Genomic DNA, 18827 nt, shown 5'->3' on the forward strand with positions numbered 1-18827 from the left:
GGGCCCGGGAACGCTAGGCCGGAAGCGCGACGTCGCCCGGCCGGCTCGGGAAGTGACGCCGCCACTCGTCCGTGAGCGGCGGCACCGTCATGCCCTGTCGTGTCATGGCGCGCACGATGCGGGTGAGCGTTCGCGCCGGAGTGCGATGGATGTCCTTCGAGACCATGACCAGGCGCCTCAGCTCGCAGTCGTCGAGCTGCTCGTCCCGGTCGATGTCGTGGTGCCACTGCTCCTCGGACTCCGCATGCTGGCGGCCGTCGTACTCGATGATGAGCCGCCACTCGAGGTACGAGAGGTCATAGCGGCGCAGGAGCCTCCCGATGTCGTCGTGGACTCGGTGATCCACCTCCGGCTCGGGCAGCCCGGCGAGGACGATGAGCAGACGAAGCTTGGTCTCCATCGGCGAGTCGACGCCGGCACGCACCAGCCTTGCCGCTCGCCGGGCGAGTCTCGAGTACGGGCCGCGGTGCTTCTCGGCGAGGGCGACCAGCTCGTCGGGCGTGAAACGCTTCTTCCGCACCAGGGAGTCTCCGAGCGCCACGAGATCGACGAGCCCGAGGACGTGGCTCAGGTCCAAGAAGGTCTGGGCCGGTCCGGTGACGGGAAGGCCCATCCACCGAACGACGTGCTGCCGGGCCTTGGGTCGATGGGCGGCGATGCCGAAGCACTGGGCGCGCATCCTCGGATACGTCACGTGGACGTCTGCATGGTCCGGAACCGTGCCGCCCCACAGCTGCGCTGCCGTGTGGTGGGAGAGGTAGCTGCCCGGCTCGGCCAGCAGCAGGGCGGCCTCCGCGAGGAGCCGGTGCGTCACGGGGGTCTCGGCGCTGACGTAGACGCCGCGATACAGCGCGCGATGCGCTCGACGGAAGCGCCAGACGCTCAGCTCATCCTCTCCGCTCGTGGTGCGCAGGAAGGGACGGCCGTTGCCGGGGCTGGCCGCTGGTGTCATGCCGTCACTCTGCGCCACGAGGCATGTCCTCCGCGCCCTCCATCCACAGCCGCCGAAACCGTCGGCGCCGTTTCCCCGCCCGGGCGGAGTTGTGGCGGTCGCCAGCGCGCTCCCGGCCGGGTCTTCTCCGCCCAGGCGGAGTTGTGGTGGTCGAGCCGAGGGACCCGCGAGCGGGAGGGAAACGCGAAGCCCGCCGGCTGGCATACGCCCTTGGTCCGTCGCGGGGCCCCGGTCGCGGGCCGCTACGGCGTGGCGCAGCCGCAACCTCCTCGTCGGGGTGGGGTAGTCGCTCTCACCCTCGCGCGGTGCCACGACCTCTCGGTGGGCCCTCCGCGGCAGACCCCTTCCTCGGCGCGCTCACGCTCCGCGAGCGCTCCCGGGACGCCTGGGCCGAAGGGCCCCGCTAGGAGGTGGAGCTCCAGCCGACGGAGAGGTCCGGGCGGCCCAGCGAGCCGGGCGTCGGGGGTTCCGGCTCGGCAGGCTGGGTGTGGCTCAGCGTGTCGATCTCGGCCACGGACACGCCCTCGATGGAGCGGGCATCGTGGACGAAGGACTCGACGGCGTCGTCGTCGACCTCGGCCACGGCCACCCCGGGCAGGTCCGGGGCGGGCGCCTGGACCCTCACGGGCCCGAGGTCGCGCAGGGCGCGGACGACATGCTCTGGGTCGGACTCTCCGGACAGCGTCACAAGCACACGGGTCGCCATCCCGTCATTGTCCGACCAGCGCTCGAGGCACCACAACGCCCCGCCCCGCACACACTCCGCCCGGGCGGAGTTGTGGTGGTCGGGGTGGGTCGGATCGCTTCTTCAGGTCCGCCCGGGCGGAGTTGTGGTGGTCGGGTTGGGTCGGATCGCTTCTCCAGGTCCGCCCGGGCGGAGTTGTGGTGGTCGGGTTGGGTCGGATCGCTTCTCCAGGTCCGCCCGGGCGGAGTTGTGGTGGTCGCGACCGGGCGACCGGGTGACCGGGCGGGCCGGTCAGCGGTTAGCTGCGGCGAAGCGACGGTGCAGGTCGCGGACCTCGTCCTCGAATTGGGGAGCGGGACCGTCGACGATCGCACCCGGCACGACCTCGCGGATCGAGAGCGGCGCGACCGATGGGGCCGGCGCACCCCACGCGGACCGCCACGCGCCCAGCTGGGCCGAGCTCACGGCATACACGATGCGACCCAGCCCCACCCAGCCGTGCGCGGCCGAGCACATCGGGCAGTGCTCGCCCGAGGTATAGACGGTCGCGACGGCGCGCTCGGGGGCTGTGAGGTGGGCGCCGGCCCAGCGGGCGATGGCGAGCTCCGGGTGCTGCGTCGCGTCGAGCGCGACGACGTGGTTGTGGTCCTCGAAGAGCACCTCGCCGTTCCCGGCGACGAGCACTGACCCGAAGGGCTCGTCGCCGCGCTCGAGCGCCAGGCGCGCGAGCTCGACGGCCCGGCGGAGGTGGCCGAGGTCGGTGGCATCGATGGTCACCCGACTCTCCCCGTGACGAGGGCGAAGGTGACGAAGGCGCCGCCGTCGGCCTCGAGCATGCCCTGCACCGCCGACGTGGGCTGTCCCTTGAGCTCCATGACGGCGCGCTCCCAGAGCAGCCAGTTGGCGCACGCGTCCGCCTGGTTGCGGGCGGTGACGGTCAGGAATGCCCGGCTGAACTCCCACTGGCTGCGCAGCCACTCGGCGGTGTGCCACGCGGCCGACTCGGCTCCGACGACGCGGTCGATGTGCTCGGGGATCTCGCCGAGCTCGCGCACCTCCGTGGTGAGGGCGGGCGTCGCGACGCCGAGCTGGCCGCCGGGCTTGAGGAACGTGGCGAGGTACGGCGGGTAGTGGTCGCCGGTGCCGAAGTACTCCCACGCGTCGATGCTGACGATGGCGTCGAACGAGCCACGGCCGAAGGGGAGCGCGTGCGCGTCGACCCGCATCGGCAGGACCCGGTCCTCCACGCCCTCCTTGCGGAAGACCCCCGCGGCGGCGGTCGGGTCCACCCACAGGTCGGCGGCGATGACGTGGACGCCGTACTCCTTGGCGAGGAAGACGGACGTCGCGCCGAGACCCGAGCCGAGGTCGAGCACGCGCATGCCGGGGCGCAGGTCGAGGTCGGCGGCGAGGTCCTCGAGCAGCCACAGCGGGTGCGGGCCCATGTCGAGGTCGACGAGCCACTTGGCGTCGTACTTCGAGGACTTGGGGAAGGCGTCGCGGCTCAGGTGGTCGAGGGCAGGCATGCCCCGATCCTCCGGGACGAGCCCGGACGGCGTCGACCCGTTCCATGGGTCGAGTCGCCGGGAGAGCCGTGCGTCGTGCCGTGCGTCGCTCTGCTCGACCGGGTCAGTCGGCGCGCACGAGCCGGTCCGGGGTGAGGTCGGCGAGCGAGGTGCACCCGGAGAGCGCCAGCTGGAGGTCGAGCTCGGCGCGGAGGTTGCGCAGGACCTCGGACACGCCCACGGCCCCGGCGAGGGCGAGGCCATAGACGTGCGGCCGACCGATGCCGACGGCCGTTGCCCCCAGTGCCAGCGCGATGAAGACGTCTGCCCCGCAACGGATCCCGCTGTCGAAGATGACAGGCGCGCTCGACCCCGTCCCGCGCACCGCCTCGACGACGCCGGGTAGGGCGTCGAGCGCCGCGATCGACCGGTCGACCTGGCGACCGCCGTGGTTCGAGACGTAGACCCCGTCGACTCCGGCATCGACGGCGCGACGCGCGTCCTCGGGGTGCAGGATCCCCTTGAGCACGATGGGCAGGCTCGTCAGCGAGCGCAGCCGCGGCAGGTCGTCCCAGGTCAGGGACGGTCGGCTGAAGACGTCGAGGAACGTCTCCACTGCGGCGCGCGGCTCGGGCGCGGTGAGGTTGCGGCGCGTGCCTCCCGGGTGGTTGCGCGACATCGACAGCAGGGTGGCGACGGCGGCCGGGGTCGGACGCGGGCGGGGCGTCGGCGTGGCGCCCCCCGCGCTCGCGACGCGCTCGGCCACGAGCCGCCGGAAGACGGGGTCGGACGTGTACTGGGCGATGCCCTCGCCGCGGGCGAACGGCAGGTGCCCGAGGTCGAGGTCGCGTGGACGCCAGCCGAGGTATGCCGTGTCGAGCGTGACGACGAGGGCCTCGCTGCCGCACGCCTCGGCCCGCGAGACGAGGCTCTCGACGAGGTGGTCGTTGCTGCTCCAGTAGAGCTGGTACCAGTGCCCCGAGCCACCCAGGGTGCGGGCGACCTCCTCCATCGACACCGAGGCCTGGGTGCTGAGGATCGGAGTGACAGCCTGCTCGCGGGCGCCCCGCGCCACGGCGAGGTCGGCCTCGTCGTCCGCCATCGACAGCACGCCGACCGGCGCGGCGAGGAGCGGACTCTCGTGTCGGCGGCCGAAGAGCTCGACGGACGTGTCGCGCTCGGTCGTGTCGACGAGCATCCGTGGCACGACCCGCCACCGGGAGAACGCCGCCACGTTGGCTTCGGCGCTCGCCTCCGAGCCGGCCGAGCCTGCGACGTAGGCGAATCCGCGCTTGGACATGACCTTGCGGGCTGCCGACTCGAGCTGCGTGCCGTCCGTGGGTACGGCCGGCCGGCGGCCGAAGGCGCCCGCCCGGTAGATGGCGGACTGCACGGTCCGGCCGATGCTCTCGGGCGGCATACGAGCTCCTCTGGTCGCGCGAACCCCGCCCGCGGCGGTGCGGTCGGGTGCTGCGCACATCCTGCTACGGAGGGCGTCCGGGATCACCAGGTGACGGAGATCGTGTCGCGCCACCAGCGCTCGAGCTCGTCGGCCGGCTCGGCGGCGCTGCGGCTCCACAGGCGCAGGTAGAGGTCGACCGGGTCGCCGGTGAGGGCGTGGTCGGCGCCGGCCGCCTCGGGGGAGGCGGGTCCGACCCGCCGGGTGGAGGTCGGCCGACCCGGCGCGAGGTCGACGAGCCATGCGACGTCCGCCTCGTCGGGGCGCACGAGCAGCCGGGTGGGGGAGTCGGGCGACGCGCCCTTCCTCCGCCGGGTGACGAAGCCGACGAGCAGCTCGTCGATGCCGTCGAGCGCGACGGCCGGCTTGATCCACGTCTCGTCGGCGCGCGCCGGCCGCCCGAGCCTGGCCCCGAGCGCGTCGACGGCGTGGATCGTCGTCTCGTGGCACTGCCGCCGAGCCCAGAACAGCCGCGGTGCGGGTGCGCCCTCGAGGAAGACGAGCGCGTCCAGGTGGTCCGGCGCGTCGACGATGGCCTGCAGGAGCGCGGTCGCGCCGTCGTCGAACCAGCCGAGGACGTCGGCCGACTCGCGCCCGAGCGGTTCGGGCGGGTCGATCGGCTCTCCGCGCAGGTGGCTCGCGGCCCAGCGGTGGACCATGCCCTGGTGGGCGACGAGGTCGAGCATCGTCCAGTCGGGGCACGTGGGGACCGGAGCGTCGAGCCCGGCAGCCATCGCGTTGGCGCGCAGCACCGTCGACGCTGCCCCGAGGGCCTCGCCGAGCGCGTCGAGCGTCAGGCCCAGTGGTCCGGGGGTCGCCATGGCAGCGAGTCTGCCCCATCCGTCGGCCGCTGGCGCGAGCCGGGGACGCGTGCACGGGGCGTGGCGAGCAGGTGGCGGGCTGGCAACGGCTCGGGTCGGCGGTAGATTTGCCCGGCGAGACGGTCACCACCGTCCGCCGCCGTCACCCGAGCGACATCCCGAGCACCACCCGGAGGCCCCCGTGGACGCCAGCGACCTGCTGCGCAACTCGCTCCTGCAGCTGTCCAAGCAGGAGAAGATCCGAGACGTCATCGAGAAGGCGCCCGTGTCGCGCTCGGTCGTCAGGCGCTTCGTTCCCGGCGCTGAGCGTGCCGACGTCGTCGGCGCCGCGTCCGAGATCTCCGCCTCCGGTCGGCTGTCGACGATCGACTACCTCGGCGAGGACACGACCGACCTCGCGCAGGCGGAGCACACCCGGGATGCCTACGTCTCCCTGCTGACGGCGCTGCGCGACCAGGGCCTCACCGAGGGTGGCGCAGTGGAGGTGTCGCTCAAGCTCAGCGCCCTCGGTCAGGCGCTGCCGGGAGACGGCAACAAGATCGCGCTCGACCACGCCCGCGAGATCTGCGAGGTGGCGAAGCAGGCCGGCACGACGGTGACCCTCGACATGGAGGACCACACGACGACGGACCTCACGCTCGATGCCCTGCGCGAGCTGCGGGCCGACTTCCCGACGGTCGGCGCCGTGCTCCAGGCCTACCTCTACCGCACCGAGGCCGACTGCCGTGACCTCGCGCACGCCGGCTCGCGCGTGCGCCTGTGCAAGGGCGCCTACAAGGAGCCGGAGTCGGTGGCCTTCCAGGCCGGCGCCGAGGTCGACAAGTCCTATGTGCGCTGCCTCAAGATCCTCATGCAGGGCGAGGGCTACCCGATGGTCGCCTCGCACGACCCGCGCCTCATCGAGATCGCGGGCGCGCTCGCGGGTCAGGCCGGCCGCGACCCGCGGTCCTTCGAGTACCAGATGCTCTACGGCATCCGGCCCGAGGAGCAGAAGCGGATCGCCGACCGTGGCGACCAGATGCGGGTCTACATCCCCTACGGCCAGGAGTGGTACGGCTACCTCATGCGCCGGATGGCCGAGAAGCCGGCCAACGTCATGTTCTTCCTGCGCGGCGTCGCCACCAAGAGCTGAGCAGGGAGGCGCGATGACGACGACGGCGATCTTCGGTGCAGGCGTCATGGGCGAGACCCTCGTCTCGGGCCTCATCCGTTCGGGCCGCACGCCCGACGACCTCGTCGTCACCGGGCGCACCCCCGACAAGGTCAACGCGCTCGCCGAGCGCCACGGCGTCCGCGTCATGGCCAACGCCGACGCGGCGGACGTCGCCGACACCCTCGTGCTGTGCGTCAAGCCGCAGGACATGGCCGCGCTCCTCGAGGAGATCCGCGACCACGTGGCGACCGGCAACACCGTCGTGTCGCTCGCGGCGGGCATCACGACCGAGTACCTCGAGTCGCGGCTTCCCGCGGGCACGTCGGTCATCCGGGTCATGCCCAACACCCCGGCCCTCGTCGACCAGGGCATGGCCGGCATCTCGCCCGGCAGCCACTGCACCGACGACCACCTCGCCGAGGCCGAGGCGCTGCTCAGCTCGTGCGGCAAGGTCGTGCGGCTGCCCGAGAAGCACCTCGATGCCGTCACCGCGATCTCCGGCAGCGGGCCGGCCTACATCTTCTACGTCGTCGAGGCGATGATCGAGGCCGGTGTCGTGCTGGGCCTGCCCCGCGCCACGGCCACGGAGCTCGTCGTCCAGACCCTCTACGGTGCGGCGACCATGCTCAAGGAGACGAAGGAGCACCCGACGGTGCTGCGCGAGCAGGTCAGCTCACCCGGCGGCACGACCGTCGCCGCCCTCCGCCAGCTCGACGACCACAAGGTGCGCGCCGCCTTCGTCACGGCCATCGAGGCCGCCGCCGCCCGGTCCAAGGAGCTGGCGTCGGGCCAGGTCTGAGGGCACTGTGGGGGAATGACCGAACCGCACCGCGCCCTGCACCTGCACCCGGTCTCGCCCGACGACTGGGAGTCGCACCGCGCCATCCGTCTCGCGATGCTGCAGGACGCTCCGGACGCGTTCTGGTTCACCTACGCGGACGAGGCCGTCTATGACGAGGCCGACTGGCGCGAACGGATCGAGGGGGCCTGGCTCGTGCAGGCGCGGGACTCCGACGGGGTCCTCGGCAGCGCCGGGCTCGGCTCGCACTGGGAGCCCGAGCGCGCAACCACGGCAACACTGTTCGGCATGTACGTCGCGCCCCGGGCACGCGGTCGGGGGGTGGGTGAGGCGCTCGTCCGCACTGTTCTCCACGAGGCGCGGCGGCTCGGCAAGTCCGAGGTCGTGCTCGAGGTGACGAGCTCCAACGCGGCGGCCGAGGCGTTGTATGCGCGGTGCGGGTTCGTGCGCACCGGTGCCGTCCACGACCACCCGCGGCGTCCCGACCTGCGCGAGATCGAGATGACGCACCGCTTCTGATCCACTCGCTCGGGCAGCAGCCTGTGATGCACCGAACGTTCACCGGCCCGCTGGTGCGGTCCGAGCGCCTGTCGTGCGAAGGTGGACCCCATGACCGACATCACCGTGCGTCCCCTCGGCGAGGACGACTGGGAGGACTACCGTTCCGTCCGTCTCGCTGCACTACGTGAGTCGCCCGAGGCGTTCGTGGCCACGGTCGAGCAGGAAGAGGCCTACGACGAGGACTTCTGGCGCCAACGCATGCAGCGCTCGGCACGGCTCGTCGCCGAGCGGGAGGGTCGCGCCATCGGCGTGGTCAGCGTCGGTACCGCCACCGGGAACGAGGAGACGGCCGGTGAGCTCTTCGGCCTCTGGGTGCGCCCGGAGGCACGCGGCTCGGGCGTCGCCACGCGTCTCGTCAAGGACGGAGCCTCACTCGCGGCGCAGCGCGGCCACTCCCACCTCGTCTACTGGGTCGGCACGGAGAACGGCCGCGCCGTCGCCTTCGCGAGCGGCATGGGCTTCCGCCCGACCGACTACCGCCGTCCGATGGGCGTCGTCAGCGAGGAGGACGGCGAGGAGGAGATCGCCATGGTCCTGCCGCTCGGCGTCGACAACGGACCCCGGCTGCGCCTCTGACCGTCAGGGACGTGCGGCGAAGCGTTCGATGAGCTCGACGGGACCACTGACGATGAGCGTGTGGTGCGCCGAGATCTTCGTCTGCGGCACGGCATACGTGAAGTCCTCGCCCAGTGCCTTGACGCCGACGACGGTGACGCCGTACTTGCGTCGGATCGAGCTCTGCTCGAGCGTGAAGCCCACCGTCTCGGACGGCGGCTTGAGCTTGACGATGGCGAAGCCGTCGTCGAACTCGATGTAGTCGAGCAGCTTGCCGTTGACGAGGTGGGCCACGCGACGGCCGGAGTCGGCCTCGGGCGAGATGACGTGGTGGACGCCGATGCGGTCGAGGATGCGCTTGTGCTCGGGGGAGAGCGCCTTGGCCCAGATGGACGGCACCCCGGCGTCCACGAGGTTGGCGGCAGCGAGGACCGAGGACTCGACCGAGGAGCCGATGCCGACGATGGCGATCTTCGGCTCCGCGCTGCGGATCATGTCGAGCGCGCTCGACTGTGCCATGTCGGCGTGCACGACCTTGGCCACCTTGTTGACGTAGCTCTCGGCGATGGCGTTGTCGCGCTCGACGGCGATGACGCGGTGGCCGAGCCTGGTGAGCTCGAGTGCGACGGCCGAGCCGAAGCGTCCCAGCCCGATGACGATCACGTCGTCGTCGTAGAGCCGGTTGCGGCCCATGCGTGTTACCTCCGTCATCCGGTGCGCGTTTCCGCGATAGCGTCTCAATCATGCCAACTCAGGCCCGGGTCGTCTGGGACGCGTCCTTCACGAAGTACAACTTCGGCCCCACCCACCCGATGGCTCCCGCGCGCCTCGACCTCACGGCCCGGCTCTGCGAGGCACTCGGTGTCTTCGACGCCGACGGGGTCGAGGTGGTCGGTGCCGATGTGGCGTCCGACGAGCTGCTGGCGACCATCCACGACGCCGACTACGTGTCCGCGGTCAAGGCGGCGTCCGTCGACCCGTCCCAGGCCGACGACGCCTTCGGGCTGGGCACCGAGGACGACCCAGCCTTCGAGGGCATGCACGACGCGAGTGCCCGGGTCGTCTCGGGCACCGTCGACGGGGCCCGCGCCGTCTGGGAGGGCGACGCCGAGCACGCCGTGAACTTCACCGGCGGCCTGCACCACGCCATGCGCGGCAAGGCGAGCGGCTTCTGCGTCTACAACGACATCGCCGTGGGCATCCAGTGGCTGCTCGACCACGGCGCGGAGCGTGTGGCCTACGTCGACGTCGACGTGCACCACGGCGACGGCGTCGAGCGGATCTTCTGGGACGACCCCCGGGTCCTGACGATCTCGGTGCACGAGACCGGCAGGGCGCTCTTCCCCGGCACCGGCTGGCCCACCGACGTCGGGGGCCCCGGTGCGGAGGGCAGCGCGGTCAACGTGGCGCTGCCGCCCGGCCTCAGCGATGCCGGCTGGTTGCGGGCCATCCACGCCGTGGCGATGCCGGTCGTCCGAGCGTTCCGGCCCGACGTGCTCGTCAGCCAGCACGGGTGCGACACGCACGTCGAGGACCCGCTGGCCCACTTCGCCGTCACCGTGGACGCCCAACGCGCCGCGGCCGATGCCCTCCACCGCCTCGCGCACGACGTCTGCGAGGGCCGCTGGCTGGCACTCGGCGGCGGGGGGTACGAGGTCGTCGACGTCGTGCCGCGCACGTGGACGCACCTGACCGCGATCGCCGCCCACGCCCCGATCAAGACGACCGTGGAGGTCCCCGAGGACTGGCGGGCCCACGTCGAGCACGTGTTCGGCCGACCTGGCCCGCGTCGGATGGGCGACCTGACGCCGGAGGACGGCCCGCTCTGGTGGCGCTCGTGGGAGATGGGTTACGACCCGGCCAGCGAGGTCGACCGCGCCATCATGGCCACGCGCACCGCCGTCTTTCCCCTGCACGGCCTCGACATCCACTTCGACTGACCACCCTGATCGAAAAAGCGATCCGTCCCCCCGCGTGGGGGACGGATCGCTCTTTCGATCGGGGAAAAGGCGGACGGATTGCTCTTTCGATCGGGGAAATGGCGGACGGATCGCTCTTTCGATGGGGGTAGGGTGGCCGGCACGGCGACGACGGGCCTGACGATCCTGAGCCGAGCACGACCAGAGGCCGTCCGCGATCCGCGGCGGCGAAGGTGTGGTGGCACAGCGACATTCCCCATCGCCCACACCTCCGGGGCACCAACCCTCTGGAGGTGAACGGAATGCAACCAACCCCAATCACGGCCACCGCTCCGCGCGTGCTGGCCCGCGACCTGGCGTCCGCCCAACCCGGTGAGCGCGCCTCGCTCGCCGGCTGGATCCACCGGCGCCGCGTCCTCGCGAGCGTCACGTTCCTCGTCCTGCGCGACCGGTCGGGCCTGGCCCAGGTCGTCGTCAAGGACCGCGACACGGTCGAGCAGCTCGCCGGCCTGCCCGAGGAGACCGTCGTCGAGGTGACCGGCACGGTCTCGGCCAACGAGTCGGCGCCCGGTGGCGCGGAGCTCGTCGAACCCTCGATCACGGCACTCACCGAGCCCGCGCTCGCCCCGCCCGCCGAGCTGTGGCGCCCGACGTTCGGGGCCGGGCTGCCGACGCACCTCGACCACGCCGCGGTGACCCTGCGACACCCGCGCCACCGGGCGGCGTGGCAGATCGCCAGCGCGTCGATGCGCGGGTTCCGTTCGGCTCTCGGGGCGCTCGAGTTCACCGAGATCGCGACACCGAAGCTCGTCGGCACCGCCACCGAGTCGGGCGCCAACGTCTTCACCGTCGACTACTTCGGGCGGACCGCCTATCTCGCGCAGAGCCCCCAGCTCTACAAGCAGATGCTCGTCGGGGTCTTCGAGCGGGTCTTCGAGGTCGGCCCGGTCTTCCGCGCCGAGCCGCACGACACCGTGCGCCACCTCGCGCAGTACACCTCTCTCGACGCCGAGCTCGGCTTCATCCGCGACCACCGCGACGTGCTGACGGTCCTGCGCGAGGCCATCGCGGGCATGGTCGAGGCCATCCGGGAGTATGCCGGCGACGCCGCTGCGCTCCTGGCCGTCGAGCTGCCCCGGGTGCCGGAGGAGTTCCCCGTCATCCACTTCAGCGACGCGCTCGCGAAGGTCGGCGCCGACCCGGACGAGCCCGACCTCAGCCCGGCGCACGAGCGCGCGCTCAGCGAGTGGGCCAAGGCGGCATACGACTCGGACTTCCTTGCGGTGGAGGGCTATCCGATGGCCAAGCGCCCCTTCTACACAGCGCCGGAGGGCTACGGGCCGTCTGGGCCACGCGTGTCTTCGGGGGGTGCTCGGGGGGCGGAGCCCCCCGAGGGCAGCAACAGCTTCGACCTGCTCTTCCGGGGGCTCGAGCTGACCACCGGCGGCCAGCGCCTGCACCGCCCGTCGGACTACGCCGCGGCGATGCAGCGGACCGGCACCGACCCCGCGGTCCTCGCCGGCTACCTCGACGCGTTCGCCCACGGCATGCCTCCGCACGGCGGCTTCGCCATCGGGCTGGAGAGGTGGGTAGCCCGCCTGACGGGAGCCGAGAACGTCCGCGAGGTGACGCTGTTCCCGCGCGACCTGCACCGACTCGAGCCGTGAACGGCCCTGACAGGCCCTGACGGGCCGTGACAGGTCCGGAGATCCACAGGCCCGTCATCGGCGTGTCGAGTTGCGCCTCATCGATTCGTTCTGTCGATCGCTTCCCCTCCAGTCACAACTGCCCCTAGTGTTGCCTCTTGCACCTGCGTGCAGTTTCGTCGGAGGGGAAGCCGTCGACGCGGAGGTGCAGACCCACTCAAGATCGGGGTAACACATGTCGAATGAGCGCCAGCTCGCCGAGGTGCGGTTTCTGACCGTCGCCGAGGTCGCCTCGATCATGCGCGTGTCGAAGATGACCGTCTACCGGCTCGTCCACGGCGGAGACCTTCCGGCCGTACGCGTCGGCCGCTCCTTCCGGGTCCCGGAGGATGCGGTGCACAAGTACCTGGAGACGTCCTACATCGACACCGCGTGACTGCAGGTCACCACGCACCTGAGGGGGCGGCCGCGACCACCGGGTCCGACCGCCCCCTTCGGTGTGCACCAGGTGGCGTGATCCACACGCTTTTGGGGTAGCGGCCCTCACGCGCTACGCTGTCAATCCTGTTCGGCTCGTGAAGTTCGACCTATCCTCCTTCGAGGTGTGTCGACGCAGGTCGGCACCAGCTCAGTTCGAGGACACGTCACACGACAAGGACAACCATGGGTTCTGTCATCAAGAAGCGCCGCAAGCGGATGGCGAAGAAGAAGCACCGCAAGCTGCTGCGCAAGACGCGTCACCAGCGTCGCAACAAGAAGTGACCTGACCAGCTCAGGTTCCGGCGGCATCGCCCCGCACGCTCTCGACCCTCACCATCGGTGGGGGTCGTTCGCGTGCTGGGACACGATGCCTGCACGCGTCTGCCGCTGAGAGGCTCGACACATCCGGGTATCCGCACCGGGCCCGGCCACGAATGCGGCCACGCATCGATAGGCTTCCAGTGCGGGGGAGCGAGGGCTGCTCCGCAGCGCGCGCCGGGCCGGGCGTGCACGACGCGTCCGCACCCATGTCGACAGGAGGAGCCGATGGTCAAGGTCGTCCTCGTCACGGGGGTGTCGCGCTACCTCGGTGGCCTCTACGCGCGCCGGCTGTCGACGGACCCCTCGATCGAGCGCATCCTCGGCGTCGACGTCGTGCCTCCGAAGCACTCGATCGGTCGGGCCGAGTTCGTCCGCGCGGACATCCGCAACCCGATGATCGGTCGGATCATGGCGCAGGCCGAGGTCGACACGGTCGTGCACATGAACGTCATCGCGACTCCCAAGGACACCGGCGGCCGGGTGACCCAGAAGGAGATCAACGTCATCGGCACGATGCAGCTGCTCGCTGCGTGCCAGAAGTCCGCGTCGGTGAAGCGACTCGTCGTGAAGTCGTCCGCCGCCGTCTACGGCTCCTCGCCCCGCGACCCCGCGATGTTCACCGAGGACATGAACCCCAAGACCCTGCCGCGCACCGGCTTCGGCAAGGACTCGGTCGAGGTCGAGGGGTACGTCCGTGGTTTCTCCCGGCGCCGGCCCGACGTGGAGATCACCATGCTGCGCCTGGCCAACGTCGTCGGCCCGAGCATCCACACGGCCATCACCGACTACTTCTCGCTGCCCGTCGTCCCGGTCCCGTTGGGCTACGACGCGCGGTTCCAGTTCGTCCACGAGGACGACGCGACGGCCGCCATGATCCTGGCGACCACCGGCCCGCCCGCCGGCATCGTCAACGTCGCGGGTGACGGGTTCCTCACCGTCACGCAGTGCACGGCGATCGCCCGCCGCCCGGTCGTCCCCGTCCCGCTCTCGGCGGCCGGCGTCATCGGCACCATCGTCAGGCGCAGCGGCCTGGCCGACTTCTCGTCCGACCAGCTGACCTTCCTCGCCTTCGGCCGCGGCCTCGACACCGCACGGATGCGCTCGGTGCTCGACTTCGAGCCGCACTTCACCACCCGTGAGGCGTTCGAGGACTACGCCCGCCACCTTCGTCCGGCCGTGCCAGGCGTGGAGGGTGTCGGTGAGGTCGTCAGCGACGCCGCAGGCGGCACCGCCGCAGCACTCTCCCGTGTCTTCGACAGGATCCAGCCGTGACCGCCGACCCCACCAAGGCCGCAGCCTCAGAGCAGGCCACGCCCTCGTCTGCTCCGGCTGAGCAGGGTGCGACGCCGCAGCCCGAGGCGACGACGTCCGCCGCAAAGAAGACCGCCACCAAGAAGACCGCGAAGAAGATGGCGGCAGCGAAGAAGCCCGCGACGAAGAGGGCTGCGACGAAGAAGGCCGCGACGACGAAGACCCGGGCGAAGGGGGCGACGGTCGAGAAGGCCCCGCCGAAGCAGCGTGCGCCGAAGGCCCGACCGGCCCGCGGCGCATTCGCAGCCGGTGCTGCCCGGGCGTCAGGCGAGCGGCGTCGGCGGAGCGGCACGCCCCTCATCCCGACCGCCCCCGTCGACCTCAGCCCGGCCCGGCGGCTGGCTGCGGGCTCCGACGACACGGCGGACGAGGTCATCGTGGCGGCCGTCACGGAGGGCCCGACGGAGCCCGAGACGTCGGCGGCGATGACGCCCAGGGCCATCGAGGCGACGACCGAGGAGTCGACGACCGGGGAGGCGACGACCGGGACCACAGGTCGCGAGCCCGGGGCGCTCGACGTGGCGGACGTCGCCGAGCCCGACGAGCCGTCCGACGCCCTGCCAGCCGAGCCGACCCCGGCCCGGACCCGGCCCAGTCGCGCCTCGATGCGTTCGACGCGTCGGGCCACCACCGGCGCGCCCACCCGTCTGCGCGCCGTCCCGTCGGTCGACTCGGACACCCCCCACGACGAGGCGCGCGGCGCAGACCCGGGCCCACGGCATACGCCATCGCCGGCGGAGGGCGGCTGGGAGCACGCTCTGACCTCGGGGCTGCAGTCGCGCGCCGAGAAGCTCGTCGGCGCGGTGCTCGAGGGCGCCGAGTTCTCCTCGGAGTCCCGACCCGGCCCGACCGAGCTCGTGGAGCTCGCCGTCAACGTGCTGCGCGCGGCTGCCACCTCGGCCGGGGTGCCCGCCGAGGAGGCCGAGCGTCAGGTCGCCGAGGCGCTCGCGTACCTGCGGCGCCGCCTGACCGGCGACTACGTCGTCGACGAGTTCGGGTTCGACGAGGACTACACCGTCAGCGTCCACCTGCCCCTGCTGCGCCCGCTCTACCAGAAGTGGTTCCGGGTCGAGGTGCGCGGCATCGAGAACATTCCTGACGTCGGCGGTGCCCTCGTCGTGGGCAACCACTCCGGCACCATCGCCATGGACTCGCTCATGACGCAGGTCGCCGTCTACGACGAGCACCCGCGCCACCGGCACCTGCGGATGCTCGGAGCCGACCTCGTCTTCCAGATGCCCTTCATCGGCACCATGGCCCGCCGCTCCGGCACCACCCTGGCGGCCAACTCCGACGCGGAGCGGCTGCTCAGCAACGGCGCGCTGGTCGGGGTCTGGCCCGAGGGGTTCAAGGGCGTCGGCAAGCCGTTCAGCGAGCGCTACAAGCTGCAGCGCTTCGGCCGCGGCGGGTTCGTCTCGGCGGCCCTGCGCGCCGGCGTGCCCATCGTGCCGGTGTCGATCGTCGGGGCCGAGGAGATCTACCCGATCCTCGGCAACATGCCGGCGGTTGCGCGGCTGCTCGGGCTGCCCTACGCCCCGATCACGCCGACGTTCCCGCTGCTCGGTCCGCTCGGGATGGTGCCGCTGCCGAGCAAGTGGCTCATCGAGTTCGGGCCGCCGATCGAGACCACGAGCTTCGGGCCCGAGGCGGCCGACGACCCGATGCTCGTCTTCGACCTCACCGACCAGGTGCGAGAGACGATCCAGCAGACGCTCTACAGCCTGTTGATGCAGCGCAAGTCCGTCTTCCTCTGAGACGTCCACCGAGACGTCCACCGAGGCGGCGCGGGGCAGCAGCGGTCCCGCGCGTCAGGGGAGGCCAGGGGTCGGCAGGATCGTGGTGGGCAGCACCTTGGTCGGCAGCAGGGGGACGCCGAGCGTGACCGACGGCACCGAGATCGTCGCCCCGGGCAGGGTGACCCCGCCGCCACCGATCCCGATGGTCGAGGACGTGACGCCGACGTGCGGAAGGCTCACCGTCGCGCCGGGCAGGGTGACGCCACCGCCACCGACACCCACCGACGAGCTGCCCACGCCGACGCCCGGCAGGTTGACGGTGCCGCCGGGCAGCGGGAGGCCCGTGACGGGCGGCACCGACGCGCCGGGCAGGGGCGGAGCCGACTGCGGGGGTCGCGAGAGTGTGACGCCGCCGGGCTGGGACGGCAGCGCGCCGGGGGCGGACGTGCCGCTGCCGGGGCTGCCGGGCCGGGCCGTTCCAGTCAGGCCCGCGAGCGTCTGCCTGGCCGCTGTGGCGCGCTCGCCACACGCGCCGCAGGCTGCCAGCTCCCGCAACGTCGCAACGTCTCCGGCCCCGAGCAGGTTGCGCAGGCGCTGCCACGCCGGTAGCGACGCCGCGGGCACGCGCGGCCGCATGGCGTCGACCTGCGGGATGGCCCGAGCGTAGAAGTCCGACAGCTCCGTCAGCGCCTCGGTGCGCTGCTCCGTCCGGTAGACCTCCATGAGGATCGTCTGGGCGCGGCTGGTGGCGTCGGTCGCCGCGTCGTAGGCCGCGTCGAGGTCGTGTGTCGAGGGGTGGCCGGCGTCGATGAGGTCGCGCGCCTCACCGATGTGCTCCTGCGCCTGGGCGAGGTAGGTCAGGCCCTGGTCGTAGCGGGAGCCTGCGAGCTGGACCGCGACGCGGTCGAGCAGCTGCTTGACCCCGTAGAGCGCGTCACCGGGCACCGCCGAGCGGGACGCGAAGCCGAGGGCCCCGCCGATGACGAGGATGCTGGCGGCAGCGGCAGCGATCATCTTCAGGGGTTTGGCCGCCACCCGCAGCACGGACACGGTGCCACCCATTCCCGGGGTGCCGTCCGTGGGGAGGGGCGCGGCCGCGGGCGCGACGTCGGCCGCGTCGTCAGCGAGCAGGCGGGCCCTCAGGTCGGAGACGAACTCGGCGCGCGGGGCGAGGCCCGCCTGCTCGACCGACTGGACGGCGTGGAGCACGGCGACGAGCTCGAGGATGCCGGGCTCGGCCACCGGTTCGCCGTCGAGGGCGCGTTGGAGGAGCTCGCCGTCGGCTCTGGGTCCGAGGTCCATGTCCCCTCCTTCGTCTCTCGCTTCTCTCGCGTGTCTCGCGTGTGTCGTCGTGCCCGGCCTGGTGGTGGTCAGTCGTGGATGCTGCTGGCGCATCGTCCCCGTCAGGGCGGGAATGGTCTCCCCTCCTGACGCGGCGCCCCGTGCGGGCACGTCGCGGCACGGCATACGACACGGCATACGGCGAGGGGTGGGTGGTGCGGGCCGAGCGTCGGGACGAGCCCACACGCGCCGCCCCTACACCGTGAGAACGACGAGGGTGCCGGTCGGGTTACGCAGGTCACAGCTCGACCCCCTCCAGCGTCCTGCGCAGGGCCCGCGTCGCCCGCAGCTGCAGCTGCTTGACGGCCCCCTCGGACTTGCCGAGCACCTTCGCCGTGTCAGCGAGGCTGAGCCCCTGGAGGAAGCGCAGGGTGATGCACTCCGCCTGGTCGGAGCCGAGATCCCTGATCGCCGAGACGAGCCGCTCGTCGCGCAGCCGCGTCAGCACCTCGGTGTCGGGGGAGTCGACCCGCTCGTCGGCGTCCCGCATGTCCGCGGTCGCGACCTCGAAGCGGAACTTCGCCGACTTCACGTGGTCGGCGATGAGGTTGCGCGCGATGGTGACGAACCAGGCGGCGATGTCCTTGCCCTGCCACGTGAACGAGTCGATCCGTCGCATCGCCCGCAGGAACGTCTCGGACGTGAGGTCCTCCGCGAGCGCGCGGTTGGCCACGCGGACGAGGACGTAGCGGAAGACGGTGTCGACGTAGACGTCGTAGAGCAGCGCGAACGCCTCCTTGTCCCCACCCTGCGCCAGCTCCACGAGGGCGGCGACGCGGGCCTGCTCGTCAGCGTCGCGCTCGACGTGGCGCCGGGAGGTGTGCGAGCCGGGCGGCCCGGGGGCGGCCCGGGTGAGCTCGGCACGGTCGGCCCCCTCGTTGGCCAGGGCCGCCCAGACGGCGTCGAGCGCGGACCGCCAGGTGGGCACGACCGGCAGGCCGAAGCCTCCGGGGGCGGGCATCGCGAGCACGGGCGTGGCGGCCACGAGGGTCGGCGCGGCCCCGCGGACAGGTGTCAGCAGCACTCGCGCCGGGGTCGTTCCCGACGCGGTGACAGGTGGGTACCGGCGCCCCGGTGTCCTGTTCGCGCGCATCGTGCACAGTCTGTCTCACTACGCCCTCGGGCGGGACCCCCCACGCGGCGTCTGTGGCGCATCGAACGCGCCGCTGGGGCGTGCGTGCCCAGCGGGCGTGCCTACAGTGGGTTCCATGTCGAGCGAACCATCCGCCGAGGCTCCCGTGCCACGGTCGGCACCGCGCGTCGTCCTGCTCGGGCGCCCCGGCTGCCACCTCTGTGACGAGGCCCGCGCCGTGGTCGAGCGCGTGGCCGGCGAGCTGGGCGTGGCCTGGCAGGAGCAGTCCGTCGACGACGACCCGGAGCTGCTGCGGCGCTATGCCGAGCAGATCCCCGTGACGTTCGTCGACGGGAAGCGGCACGACTTCTGGCGGGTCGACGAGACGCGCCTGCGCGCCGCCTTGCAGTGACCTGCCTCAGCGGCGCGTCCCATGCCGTGGTAGGCCGCTGAAGTCAACTTTGTGCATGGGTTCACAAACGTCTAGCCTGAACGGGTCCCCACGTGCTCC

20 protein-coding genes are annotated in these 18827 nt (G+C 72.0%); 11 read left to right on the plus strand and 9 right to left on the minus strand.

Annotation, left to right across the window (positions count from 1 at the left end; all coding sequences use genetic code 11):
• Positions 1-13: 13 nt before the first annotated feature.
• The 6 genes from AB4030_RS10970 to AB4030_RS10995 all read right to left on the minus strand — a co-directional run bounded on the left by AB4030_RS10970 (position 14) and on the right by AB4030_RS10995 (position 5422).
• The gene (locus AB4030_RS10970) at positions 14-952 is read right to left on the minus strand and encodes a DUF559 domain-containing protein (protein ID WP_442279256.1); all 939 of its coding nucleotides are present in this window, start codon (positions 950-952) and stop codon (positions 14-16) included.
• 403 nt (positions 953-1355) lie between these two features.
• Positions 1356-1658: a hypothetical protein gene (locus AB4030_RS10975; protein WP_442279257.1), complete on the minus strand. Its 303-nt coding sequence runs from the start codon at positions 1656-1658 to the stop codon at positions 1356-1358.
• Positions 1659-1928: 270 nt separating this feature from the next.
• On the minus strand, positions 1929-2414 hold the full coding sequence (locus AB4030_RS10980) for a nucleoside deaminase (protein ID WP_442279258.1): 486 nt from the start codon (positions 2412-2414) through the stop codon (positions 1929-1931).
• Positions 2411-3163 carry an SAM-dependent methyltransferase gene (locus AB4030_RS10985; RefSeq protein WP_442279259.1) on the minus strand — a complete coding sequence of 251 codons (753 nt, stop codon included), beginning with the start codon at positions 3161-3163 and terminating at the stop codon, positions 2411-2413. The genes AB4030_RS10980 and AB4030_RS10985 overlap by 4 nt, the downstream gene beginning before the upstream one ends.
• Positions 3164-3266: 103 nt before the next feature.
• Positions 3267-4562 carry a lactate 2-monooxygenase gene (locus AB4030_RS10990; protein ID WP_442279260.1) on the minus strand — a complete coding sequence of 432 codons (1296 nt, stop codon included), beginning with the start codon at positions 4560-4562 and terminating at the stop codon, positions 3267-3269.
• Positions 4563-4645: 83 nt separating this feature from the next.
• Positions 4646-5422 carry a maleylpyruvate isomerase N-terminal domain-containing protein gene (locus tag AB4030_RS10995; RefSeq protein ID WP_442279261.1) on the minus strand — a complete coding sequence of 259 codons (777 nt, stop codon included), beginning with the start codon at positions 5420-5422 and terminating at the stop codon, positions 4646-4648.
• A 181-nt stretch (positions 5423-5603) separates the two neighbouring features.
• Here AB4030_RS10995 and AB4030_RS11000 point away from each other — a divergent pair, with 181 nt between their 5' ends.
• The 4 genes from AB4030_RS11000 to AB4030_RS11015 all read left to right on the plus strand — a co-directional run bounded on the left by AB4030_RS11000 (position 5604) and on the right by AB4030_RS11015 (position 8511).
• Positions 5604-6554, plus strand: coding sequence for a proline dehydrogenase family protein (locus tag AB4030_RS11000; protein WP_442279262.1), 951 nt, complete (start codon positions 5604-5606; stop codon positions 6552-6554).
• A gap of 13 nt (positions 6555-6567) precedes the next feature.
• Complete coding sequence (proC, locus tag AB4030_RS11005) at positions 6568-7374, plus strand: pyrroline-5-carboxylate reductase (protein ID WP_442279263.1); 807 nt, start codon at positions 6568-6570, stop codon at positions 7372-7374.
• Positions 7375-7389: 15 nt separating this feature from the next.
• A complete protein-coding gene (locus AB4030_RS11010) occupies positions 7390-7893 on the plus strand; it encodes a GNAT family N-acetyltransferase (RefSeq protein WP_442279264.1) in 504 nt (167 codons plus the stop codon).
• Positions 7894-7983: 90 nt separating this feature from the next.
• Positions 7984-8511 carry a GNAT family N-acetyltransferase gene (locus AB4030_RS11015; protein WP_442279265.1) on the plus strand — a complete coding sequence of 176 codons (528 nt, stop codon included), beginning with the start codon at positions 7984-7986 and terminating at the stop codon, positions 8509-8511.
• A 3-nt stretch (positions 8512-8514) separates the two neighbouring features.
• Here the strand turns inward: AB4030_RS11015 and AB4030_RS11020 are convergent, their stop codons facing one another.
• Complete coding sequence (locus tag AB4030_RS11020; RefSeq protein ID WP_442279322.1) at positions 8515-9183, minus strand: potassium channel family protein; 669 nt, start codon at positions 9181-9183, stop codon at positions 8515-8517.
• Positions 9184-9233: 50 nt separating this feature from the next.
• Here AB4030_RS11020 and AB4030_RS11025 point away from each other — a divergent pair, with 50 nt between their 5' ends.
• The 6 genes from AB4030_RS11025 to AB4030_RS11050 all read left to right on the plus strand — a co-directional run bounded on the left by AB4030_RS11025 (position 9234) and on the right by AB4030_RS11050 (position 15921).
• Positions 9234-10430, plus strand: a complete 1197-nt coding sequence (locus AB4030_RS11025) for an acetoin utilization protein AcuC (RefSeq protein WP_442279266.1) — start codon at positions 9234-9236, stop codon at positions 10428-10430.
• A 281-nt stretch (positions 10431-10711) separates the two neighbouring features.
• Positions 10712-12076, plus strand: coding sequence for an aspartate--tRNA(Asn) ligase (gene aspS, locus AB4030_RS11030; RefSeq protein WP_442279267.1), 1365 nt, complete (start codon positions 10712-10714; stop codon positions 12074-12076).
• 214 nt (positions 12077-12290) lie between these two features.
• Complete coding sequence (locus AB4030_RS11035; RefSeq protein ID WP_147068502.1) at positions 12291-12491, plus strand: helix-turn-helix domain-containing protein; 201 nt, start codon at positions 12291-12293, stop codon at positions 12489-12491.
• A gap of 227 nt (positions 12492-12718) precedes the next feature.
• Complete coding sequence (locus tag AB4030_RS11040) at positions 12719-12817, plus strand: 30S ribosomal protein bS22 (RefSeq protein ID WP_003792170.1); 99 nt, start codon at positions 12719-12721, stop codon at positions 12815-12817.
• A gap of 264 nt (positions 12818-13081) precedes the next feature.
• Complete coding sequence (locus tag AB4030_RS11045; RefSeq protein WP_442279268.1) at positions 13082-14128, plus strand: NAD-dependent epimerase/dehydratase family protein; 1047 nt, start codon at positions 13082-13084, stop codon at positions 14126-14128.
• Entirely contained in the window at positions 14125-15921 is a 1797-nt protein-coding gene (locus tag AB4030_RS11050) for a 1-acyl-sn-glycerol-3-phosphate acyltransferase (RefSeq protein WP_442279269.1), read from the plus strand. The genes AB4030_RS11045 and AB4030_RS11050 overlap by 4 nt, the downstream gene beginning before the upstream one ends.
• Positions 15922-15975: 54 nt before the next feature.
• Here the strand turns inward: AB4030_RS11050 and AB4030_RS11055 are convergent, their stop codons facing one another.
• Positions 15976-17205 (minus strand): DUF5667 domain-containing protein, encoded by a 1230-nt coding sequence (locus AB4030_RS11055; protein WP_442279270.1) that lies wholly within the window; start codon positions 17203-17205, stop codon positions 15976-15978.
• 277 nt (positions 17206-17482) lie between these two features.
• Complete coding sequence (locus tag AB4030_RS11060) at positions 17483-18268, minus strand: RNA polymerase sigma factor (protein ID WP_442279271.1); 786 nt, start codon at positions 18266-18268, stop codon at positions 17483-17485.
• A 184-nt stretch (positions 18269-18452) separates the two neighbouring features.
• On the opposite strand from AB4030_RS11060, the gene AB4030_RS11065 reads away from it, so the two are divergent.
• Positions 18453-18728: a glutaredoxin family protein gene (locus AB4030_RS11065; RefSeq protein WP_442279272.1), complete on the plus strand. Its 276-nt coding sequence runs from the start codon at positions 18453-18455 to the stop codon at positions 18726-18728.
• Positions 18729-18827: the final 99 nt, after the last annotated feature.

The sequence above is a fragment of the Terrabacter sp. 2YAF2 genome (assembly GCF_052114705.1).
In the GTDB taxonomy this organism is placed as follows: domain Bacteria; phylum Actinomycetota; class Actinomycetes; order Actinomycetales; family Dermatophilaceae; genus Terrabacter.